A 10,098-nucleotide genomic window follows, 5' to 3' on the forward strand; every position below is an offset into this window, starting at 1 on the left:
TTCTTCTTAGTTTGCTTTGATATTCAATTTTGCTCTTCTTCTTTCAGCCCATGAAACAGCATGTTTGTCCATAGCTACTGTAAGAAATCTCATTACTCTTTCATCACGACGGAATTCAGTCTCATACTTGTTGATGATAGACCCATCTTCAGTTGTGAATTGAAAAAGACTATAGAAACCACTCTTTTTGTTTTGAATTGGATAAGCCATTTTCTTTAGCCCCCAATCCTCTTTAACTACCATTGTTGCACCATTTGCAACAAGATAATCTTCGTACTTTTTAACTGCTTCCTTTACCTGATCTTCAGACAAAACGGGATTTAAAATGAAAACAGTTTCATAATGTTTAGCCATTACTAATACTTATTAATTAATTAAATTTTAATATGTCCTTAAAATAAAAGCATAACTTCCCTTTTAAGAGCGTGCAAATTTAGTAAATTATTTTTGATTAGCAATCTAAATCAGAAACTATTGTGGGCGTAACCCTGTGCCGTGACGTTTCCCGAGCGAAGTCGAGGGTCAGCCGAAGCACAGGGTCAGGCTTTCAGCTATATCTTTTTTGTATAATCACTGCCGCTTTGCTCTGTGATTATACAAAAAAGGATGCCGCTTCAATCCTTTACGCAAAAAAAAACATCTTTATTTAAGACAATTTTATCTTAAATTGTATTTTTGCCGAAAACAATAACTTTTGTAAAGAGAATATTATGTCAAAGAAATGTATTGTGTGCGGTAAAACTCATGAGGAAATTCCCGTAACAAAGTTTTACTATAAGGAGAGTGAATTCTATATCTGCCCTCAACATATTCCAATGTTGATTCATAAGCCAACAGAGTTAGCTGGATTAATTCCTGACGCTGAAAATTTTGAAGCAGGTTAGATTAACAGAAAAAACGGTGAACATACAAATGTTCACCGTTTTTTCTATTTAATAAAACACTTTATAGCTACTCAACCAATCTGGCTTTTCTGAATTTTTCTTTCCACGCATAATAATCGCCGTCAAAACCAACCTTGTTCTGTAATTGTTTTGTTTTAGAATTTATTAAACTAATTACCTCGTCCGATTGTGGTACCCTACATTCAATTTCATCAACTATTGAAGACATTTGTCTGTCAACACCCTTTTCTACATTTCGCAAAACATTATTTAACTTATGAATGTATGACCCAAATTCGCCTTCTTCCCTGTCGTCAGGGTTATCAAGTAAGTGACCTTCAATTATACTTTTAGTAATACCTTTACTGTGTTTAAGAGAATTTACAATATTGCCTTTCCCCGTAACAGCATTTCCAACGGCAAATACATTTTTATGACCGGCAACTCTACAGGTATTTTTATCTTCAATATCATACAACACTCCTTTAGTAGGTAAACCCGGTATTAATTCCGGAATACTTCCTATTGATGATGTTAGAAAAGTAGTTTCGTGTCGTAGTTTTTTATCTCCATCATTTACTAATTTTCCATCCTCAATTTTCATTTTCTGAAAAATTAGAGCTGAAAGATTATCATTTTCAACTTCAAAATCCTCTAAAACTGAAAGCTCTTCAAATTTAAACAAGAATTTCTTCTTATACTTTGTCATTATCTTTAAAGCAATTCGCTGGGCATCGGCGATTTCTTTCTCTGTAATTCTGGGACGCGGAGAAAGTGGCATATCCATTTCTCTACGTCTGTAAATTAAAGTTGCTCCTTTTAAGCCTAACATCTCAAGAGTGAGATTATGCTTTTCTAGAATCTCAGCAACTCCCCTCTTTTCAAGCTCATACAAACTTTCACCAATACCTCTCTTAACAAGAGCTTTTTGAACAGTATCAATCATAAATAGTTTTACAACATCTATAGATGCCAATCCACCCCCTATAACAGTAGCTCCATCAGGAATATCATACATTGGCCCATCATATTTTGCTTCATGGTAATGGTTGAACCAGTATAATAACGGGTTTTGATATACTAAACCTTTATTAATATAATCATCAATATTTTTTAAACCTAGCGGTCTGTCTTTCCATGCTCCTGTAGCAAACAATATCGCAGAAAACCCCCACTCATTTGTAAGTGCTTCAAACGAAATGTCACGCCCTATTTTTACCCCGGGAACAAAACGTATGCTCTCATGTAGAATTTTATCATCGATTTTAGCTATCTCTTTCTCTCTAAGCTTATAGTGCCATTTAGGTAAGCCATCTTCAATTTTACCGTAAGGTAACATCATTTGATCAAAAACTACAACTCTATATCCTTGTTCTGCCAAATTATATGCTGCTTCTGCCCCTGCTACAGCTCCCCCAACCACTGCTACAAAATGTTTTCCTGAGTATTTCATACCTTTATATTTATTTTATCCCGGTATTAGTTATTTTGATATTTACAAAAACACCAAGTATTAATACAATTATTAAAATTAGCTTATTACTAACCTAATATTCTCTTAAATAGAATGCAGTAAAATTACAAATTTGGGTCTAATGCTAAATAGTCACAGCAATTTGCTTATAATTATTAATAATTATTACAAACGCATTTACAATAAGTGTCAATTTTACACTAATAACATTGTCTTATAAGTAAATTGTCACAAAACATTGGAATAATTATTAAACCAATAATCACTACTTAGTATTAATATTTGTTTAATTTTGATCTAAAACTAATACTATACAGACAAAGATTAAAACTGATGAAACGAGCATGAGCAAAGTTTACTCAAACAGGGGAATGACTATTTGCGAGTTCCATCCCTGCCTGACTACAGCACGCAGGCAGGTGACCGAAATATAAAATTATAGACAAATGAAAATAAATAAGTCCCTACTTACAATATTATTGCAACTCACTATATTTAATATTTTTGCCCAAAACATAGAATTTGATCAATATTTCTCAAATGGGTCACTCCGATTTGATTATATCCATTCCGGAACATATAATAAAGAAAGTATATCTGCAGAAATGTTTAAGTATGAACCTTTTTGGGGAGGAACAAAAACTAAATTAATTTCACCGTTTGATTACGGCAAATATAAATTAGTAGTAAAAGATTCTGCCACATCGAAACCCATTTACAGCAGTGGTTATTCAACCTTATTCATGGAATGGCAAACTACGGAAGAGGCAAAGAATATGAACAAATCATTTTACGAAAGTGTAATTATGCCATTCCCGAAAAACACAGTGATTATTGAAATATTGAGTATTGATTTCAATCAAAATTGGACAACTATATATAAAGAGTATTTAAATCCGGGAAATTATTTCATTCACAGAGAAAGTATTCCTTCATTTCCTGTGTTACAAATTAACGGGAACAAAACTCCCGATAAAGCCCTGGATATAGTGATCATTCCGGAAGGTTATACCAAATCAGAAATGAGTAAATTTTATCAGGATGCTAAAAGAATGAGCTCATACTTATTCGAAGTTTCTCCGTTTAAGGAATATGCCGAAAGCATCAATATAAAAATAGTTATGGCTCCTTCCGAAGAGAGCGGAACCGATATTCCGGGTAAAGGAGTATGGAAAAATACTTTATTGAATTCAAACTTTTACACTTTCAACAGTGAAAGGTACTTAACTACTACCGACATTAAATCTTTAAGAGATATAGCTTCAACAACATATTACGATCAAATTTACATCCTTGTTAATACTGAGAAATACGGAGGAGGAGGTATTTACAACTTCTATAATTTATGTACATCCGATAATAAATATACACGAGAAGTATTTACCCACGAATTTGGTCATGGGTTAGCATGGCTTGCAGATGAGTATTTCTATGATGATGAAATGAGTAATTTTTACGATAAATCTATCGAACCCAGAGAAGCTAATATAACAACACTGATAGACTTCGAAAAAAAATGGGAAAATAAAATTCCTAAAGATGTAAAAATCCCTACTATTGCCACTCCCGAAAACCTAAATGATATTGGAGTTTATGAAGGCGGAGGATATACATCGAAAGGAGTGTATCGCGCTTATCAAAACTGTAAAATGAAATCTAACAGTACCAATGAATTTTGCGAAGTTTGTAATGATGCTATCATCGAAATGATGAAATTCTATAGTGAATAATTATTAATTAAAAATACACATTAAGAAATTTTGACAGATAAAACTGAAACAATGCAAAAAAAATGGTCGGCTCCAATGCGTATATATCATTGGATTAATTCATTAGTTATAACCTTACTGCTTATAACGGTTGTACTGAGGAAAACGGTTCTCGACAAACATCTTTTAAATCAAAATATTCAAAATTTCTTAGAGGAAAATAATTTTGAAATTGCTAAAGACCTCACCTTGAATCTGGCAAAACAAATTCGCTCTGAAATGTGGGATTGGCACTATGTTTTTGGTTTTATTTTAGCATCTTTAATCGTTATCAGGGTAGTTTTGTTTTTTACAAAATCAGGAATAACTGTAATTAAAGATGGATTCAGTTTCTTAACAAAGAAGAAAAAAAACAATTACTGGATACAACTCCTTTATCTGGCCGTATATCTTGCTATTTTCATTATTTCACTTACCGGAGTGTTAATGTATTTCTACAAAAACCTTGGCTGGACACATGACACAAAAGAACTGTTAGAAAGTATTCATGTATCAATAATGAACATCATCATATACTTCATTCCTATTCATATTATTGGGATTGTTTTAGCCGAAAATGAAGATGAAAAAGGTATAACATCAGATATGATTAACGGTGGAAATATCAATTGAATCTCCAAATGCTCAAATAAATTTGAAGTATTTTTTTGTTTTTCAAATTTCAAATTTATTGCATAGCCTGAGCTACGGAATAAATTTTAAATGAAGTGAAACTGAAAAAGACAAAAAAGTTAATGAGCATTTGGAGGTTTAACTGATATATATTAAATAAATAGATTTGGACAAAAGAAAAAATATTAAAATAGTATTCTTCTCTGATACTCACCTTGGGTTTGATTATCCGCTAAAAACAACTTCTAAACCGCATAGAGGTGAAGATTTCTATAATAACTTCACTAGAGTATTAGATAGAGCAAAAAAAATTAATGCCGATCTTATTATTCACGGAGGCGATTTATTTGATAAAGCAGATGTCAGTCAGAAAATTATAGACAGATGTTACGATGCTTTATACCAGGTTGCCGACTTTGGTATCCCTACTATTTTAATTCCGGGAAATCACGATAAAAAAAAGCTTCCAACCTCCTTATTTGTTGAACACCCAAACTTATATTTTCAAAACTACACCTCCAGTATTACTTTAAAACTTAATGGAAAGGAGTTTGATATACACACATTACCATACCTTAAGGAAATTGGAAATACGATTGAAGGTGAACTTTCAAAATTAATAACTGATGATGATAGCAATAATTATAAAATTCTTTTGATGCATCAAAGCTTAGAAGGTTCAAAGGTAGGGCCGGTTGATTTTACTTTTAAAAACACGAAAGACACAGTTGGACAAAGTCAAATACCATCGCATTATGACTTAGTACTTTCCGGACATATTCACCGTTATCAGGTTCTGGAAATAGCTACAGATGAAAATAAAAAAATACCTTTCATATATAGTGGATCGACAGAAAGAACATCTTTTTCAGAAATAAAAGAGGAAAAAGGTTTTGTAGTTTTGGAATTCAAAAGAAACAAATCTTTTTTATCTCCCGAAATTACCTTCGAGAAACTACCTATGCGTACAATGCACGATATAATTATTGAAAGAAATATTACCGACGATAAAGAAATAGAAAAAGAACTCATACAAAGAGCCAAAGACATTGAAGCAAACGCAATAATAAGAGTTGTTAGCGACAATGATGAAACCAAACTCAAACTAAAAACAAAGCTTTTAAAAAAATGCTTTAGTGAAAGTTCAATTGTGAGTGTCAAAGGGCTTTCTTCTTTGTACAGAACGCCTAAATATAAATAATTAACAAAGAAAATAAATGCAAAGTTTATCAGTATTCTGTGGTGCAAGTGCAGGAAATAAGGAAATATACAGATTAAAGGCCGAAGAACTCGGCAGAAAGATGTGCGAACGAAATATTGATTTGGTCTTCGGTGGAGGAAAAGTTGGCATGATGGGATTTATTGCTGATGAAGTAATAAAGAACAACGGAAAAGTAACCGGTGTTATTCCACATTTTTTATCCAGTAAAGAAGTTGAACACGATGGATGCAGTGAAATAATTCGGGTTGATACTATGCACGATCGTAAAATGGAAATGTTCAAAATCAGTCAGGGAGCTATTGCTATGCCGGGAGGATATGGTACTTTCGATGAAGTTTTTGAAATGCTTACCTGGGCTCAGTTAGGCCTTCACACCTATCCTATCGGTTTTCTAAACATCAATTCATATTTCGACAGTTTATGCGAAATGGTAGAAAACATGTACAAAGAAGGCTTCCTAAAACAAAGTCATCTAAATATGATAATAATTGAAGAAGATATTGATATTTTACTTGACAAAATGGAAAAATATCAGGCACCTGAAGTACCTAAATGGATTAGATCTGAAAATATTTAGATAATGAGACTTAATAACGTTAAAGTACTATCCTTTTCATTTCTTTCATTATTAATTTTCTCATGTGATAATGATACTCCTAAAGAGGTCCATTATGCATTTGGTTCATGTAGTAACCAAATGTTTAAAGAACAAATGTGGGACGAAATAAACCAGTCAAATCCTGAACTATGGATTTGGGGAGGAGATGCTGTATATTCCGACACAGAAGACCCTGAGTATATGAAAGAACAGTACCGAATCCAAAAATCAAATCCCGGTTATCAAAAACTATTGACTCAAAGCAAGGTGATTGGGACTTGGGACGACCACGATTATGGAGCAAATGATGCCGGAGAAGAGTACCCAATGAAGTATGAAAGCAAGAAAATGTTTTTAGACTTTTTGGATGTTAAAGAGGATGACGTCAGAAGGTCTAGAGATGGTGTTTACACAAGTTATAACTATGATTATGGGAAAGCCTCAATTAAGGTAATATTGTTAGATGCCAGATTTTTCAGAACAAAACTTACTCCCGATTCAACAGGAAATAAACGATATCTTGAAAATAAAGATTCAAAAGGTACTATTCTTGGTGAAAAACAATGGGATTGGCTCTCTGACGAATTAAACAACTCAAATGCTAACTTTAATATTATTGTAAGCGGAATTCAGGTACTATCAAATTTACACGGTTTCGAATCTTGGGGTAACATGCCACATGAAAGAGAAAAGCTTTTGAAAACCATAGCAAACTCAAAAGCCAAAGGCACCTTTATTTTAAGTGGTGACCGTCATGTATGTGAAATTTCTAAAATTGAATTAGAAAATATGAAATATCCTGTTTACGACATTACATCAAGTGGGCTAAGTCATTCATACAGAAATGTTGGCAGGGAAGACAACCCGTATAGAGTTAGTGAATTAATCGGCCTCCGTAATTACGCTTTTTTAAATTTCAACCTGGAAAACAACTATGTTAATGTAGAATTAAGAGGAAATAATAACAAAGTGTTAATAAAACAAAAATTACAATATTGAAATACGTATATGTTTAACAGGGTATTAACACATAATACCAATACTATAATTTAAATTTGTATTAGTTATAAGTAATCTGTGTAATGAATAATGTTGAGAAAATCTTGAAATTACACCGTTGTACTTTATATTTTTTTCAATTAAAAATTTGAACTTTTGAATAAATTAGTTTTCAATATATTGCCCTTTGTATTACTCTTTCTTTCTTCATGTAATATTGATTCTTCGGATAAGCCTGAAGGAGGCGATATAGTATACCTTGGCGGTAATATCATAAATCCGGTTGATTCGGTAGTATACTTTTATTCCAAAGAAAAAGAATCTGAGAAAATATCTACTAAATTAGATGAAGACAATTTCTTCCTGTTTGAACTTGACTCCTTAAAAAGAGGATTATATACTTTCCGTCATGGAAAAGAAATACAATATGTATATCTCGAAAAAGAGGACTCCTTAATGCTAAGGCTCAATACCTCTGAATTTGACGAATCTCTTGTATACACAGGTGTAGGTGCTGCTGTAAACAATTACCTAATTAAAAGATTTTTACAGATTGAAGATAACAAGATTAATATGGCAGATCTGTATTCTTTGGAAATAGATGACTTTGAACACGCAATTGACTCATTAAAAACAATCGAATACAACTTACTAAGCGATTATAATTATGAAGGGAGTGGCTTTTCGCCAAATGCATTGAAGTATACTAAAAATATGCTCAAATATTCAGAGTATGCAGTTAGGGAACTATATCCGATTAATCATACAAAAATGACCAAATTAGATTCATTAACACCTCTAAATGAGCATTACTTTGACTTTAGAGCTAATGTTAATTTAAATGACTCTTCTTTAAACTCAAATGAATATTACCTTGAGTATCTATATTATCGTTTAGCAAATTTCACTATTGACAGCATTATAAAGGTTATTCCTCAAAAAGATTTTTTTAATAATACTGAGAACTACGATATTCAATATTCTCAAATTAGAAATTATTTTATATCCGATATTTTTACTGATCAAAAAATTAAAAACTCTTTATTATTTCATTCTGCTTATAACCTATTGGGAAGAACTCTAACTGTTAAAGAAATTAAAAAAGAATTAATTCCTTTTTACTCAAATGTTACAGATTCTGCAAAAATTGAAATTATAAACAACTTACTGTTAAGATATACTGAATTACAACCCGGCTCTCCAGCTCCGGATTTTAATATTTGTGATGGAAGTTTTGATCAAAAGGAAAAAATGCTTTCTGATTATTTCGGAAAACCTATCTACCTTTTCTTCTGGTTAAGTCCGGGAAGATATTCATGGAACCTTAATTTAACATCTGAGTATAATAAATTAAAAAAACAATATCCTAATATAGAGTTCGTAAGTGTTTTTCTTGATTATCCGGAATTATGGAACGAAAGCAAGAAAAACAGTAATGCCAATGGCATTCAATTAATGGCTGATTATAAAATTGTAAAGAAAAAATACTTACTCAGCAGAAGCACCTCTTTTGTTTTAATAGATAAGGAAGGAATAATTATTGAAACAAATACAAGTTGGCCGACCAGCGAACTAATAAAAAAGAAACTCGAAAAGCTTAACTAAAAAAATCCCGAATTTAATATTCGGGATTTTTTTAGTTATAGACCTCTATTCCTATAAAGATACAATTCCTTCTATAGACTCACATTCTCGGTATTTTAATATAATTGATTCCGACGAGGGCATAATTACTCTAATTGTAATACTATTATATTTACCTGTTTTTGATGAACGAGTTGTTATTACTGCTCCATAATCTTTGAAAATTCCCTCAATTCTAGACAAACCATCTCCGGCAGCAGGCACAATAAATTTATACATATACTCACCGGGCCATTTACCTGTATCATCTAATTGCCCCCTTAATTTTCTATAAAACTCTTCCTTATTTTGCATCTTATTATTATCGATAATGAAACTTTACAACTTTTATACTACCCCTCAGTTGACTGAACAGTAAGTATAAACTGATGGCAAAAATAATCAGAATTTTAATTCTATTCACCCGGACTTAATTATATTTTATCCCACTCCAAATATTTTAAAACTTTTAAGCATCTTTTAACAAAGGACCTCCTCAATAAGCATCACAGGTAATTTTGAAATTATAAAATCAATTTTCGTATAATTATGTTAATATAAATATTGATGTTGACGAGATTATTTGGGTCTATGTCGTTTGTAGTGGGTGAGGTATTCACAATTTTTTGAAATAAGCACATCGTCACCTTGAGCGGAGCTTGCGGAGTCGAAAGGTCTATTACGATAAATATACACTAGCTATTATCTCTGTAGAAATAGATGTTTCGACTCTGTTTCCGCCGCTTTGCTTTGGAAACTCCGCTCAACATGACGTACTTAAAAGAATAACATTTACCCACTATATTTGACATAGACCCGATTATTTGATCAATAACTAAACTTAAAAAGGCAGAATAGGCAGCAATAAGATTATTTATTACATCTTTAACATCATCCCTGTTAGCATATACAACTAA

The 10,098-nt window shown here is 32.0% G+C and carries 10 protein-coding genes; 6 read left to right on the plus strand and 4 right to left on the minus strand.

The window, feature by feature from the left end; genetic code table 11:
• Positions 1-6 precede the first annotated feature (6 nt).
• Both rpsF and ABFR62_02480 read right to left on the minus strand, forming a co-directional pair.
• Positions 7-354, minus strand: a complete 348-nt coding sequence (gene rpsF / locus ABFR62_02475; GenBank protein ID MEN8137275.1) for a 30S ribosomal protein S6 — start codon at positions 352-354, stop codon at positions 7-9.
• 597 nt (positions 355-951) lie between these two features.
• Positions 952-2,337, minus strand: coding sequence for an FAD-dependent oxidoreductase (locus ABFR62_02480; GenBank protein MEN8137276.1), 1,386 nt, complete (start codon positions 2,335-2,337; stop codon positions 952-954).
• Between the two features lie 467 nt (positions 2,338-2,804).
• Here ABFR62_02480 and ABFR62_02485 point away from each other — a divergent pair, with 467 nt between their 5' ends.
• From ABFR62_02485 to ABFR62_02510, 6 genes are all read left to right on the plus strand, one after another.
• Entirely contained in the window at positions 2,805-4,088 is a 1,284-nt protein-coding gene (locus tag ABFR62_02485) for a M64 family metallopeptidase (protein MEN8137277.1), read from the plus strand.
• Between the two features lie 51 nt (positions 4,089-4,139).
• The gene (locus tag ABFR62_02490) at positions 4,140-4,739 is read left to right on the plus strand and encodes a cytochrome b/b6 domain-containing protein (protein ID MEN8137278.1); all 600 of its coding nucleotides are present in this window, start codon (positions 4,140-4,142) and stop codon (positions 4,737-4,739) included.
• Between the two features lie 166 nt (positions 4,740-4,905).
• The gene (locus ABFR62_02495; GenBank protein ID MEN8137279.1) at positions 4,906-5,940 is read left to right on the plus strand and encodes a DNA repair exonuclease; all 1,035 of its coding nucleotides are present in this window, start codon (positions 4,906-4,908) and stop codon (positions 5,938-5,940) included.
• 16 nt (positions 5,941-5,956) lie between these two features.
• Entirely contained in the window at positions 5,957-6,538 is a 582-nt protein-coding gene (locus tag ABFR62_02500) for a TIGR00730 family Rossman fold protein (GenBank protein MEN8137280.1), read from the plus strand.
• 3 nt (positions 6,539-6,541) lie between these two features.
• Positions 6,542-7,558 carry an alkaline phosphatase D family protein gene (locus ABFR62_02505; GenBank protein MEN8137281.1) on the plus strand — a complete coding sequence of 339 codons (1,017 nt, stop codon included), beginning with the start codon at positions 6,542-6,544 and terminating at the stop codon, positions 7,556-7,558.
• 156 nt (positions 7,559-7,714) lie between these two features.
• Positions 7,715-9,163 (plus strand): hypothetical protein, encoded by a 1,449-nt coding sequence (locus ABFR62_02510; GenBank protein ID MEN8137282.1) that lies wholly within the window; start codon positions 7,715-7,717, stop codon positions 9,161-9,163.
• A 51-nt stretch (positions 9,164-9,214) separates the two neighbouring features.
• Here the strand turns inward: ABFR62_02510 and ABFR62_02515 are convergent, their stop codons facing one another.
• Together ABFR62_02515 and ABFR62_02520 are read right to left on the minus strand one after the other, a co-directional pair.
• Positions 9,215-9,496, minus strand: coding sequence for a DUF493 family protein (locus ABFR62_02515; protein MEN8137283.1), 282 nt, complete (start codon positions 9,494-9,496; stop codon positions 9,215-9,217).
• 380 nt (positions 9,497-9,876) lie between these two features.
• Positions 9,877-10,098 (minus strand): hypothetical protein (locus ABFR62_02520; protein MEN8137284.1); only part of this gene is annotated, 222 nt, incomplete at its 5' end.

The organism is Bacteroidota bacterium (assembly GCA_039714315.1).
Lineage (GTDB): Bacteria > Bacteroidota > Bacteroidia > Flavobacteriales > JADGDT01 > JADGDT01.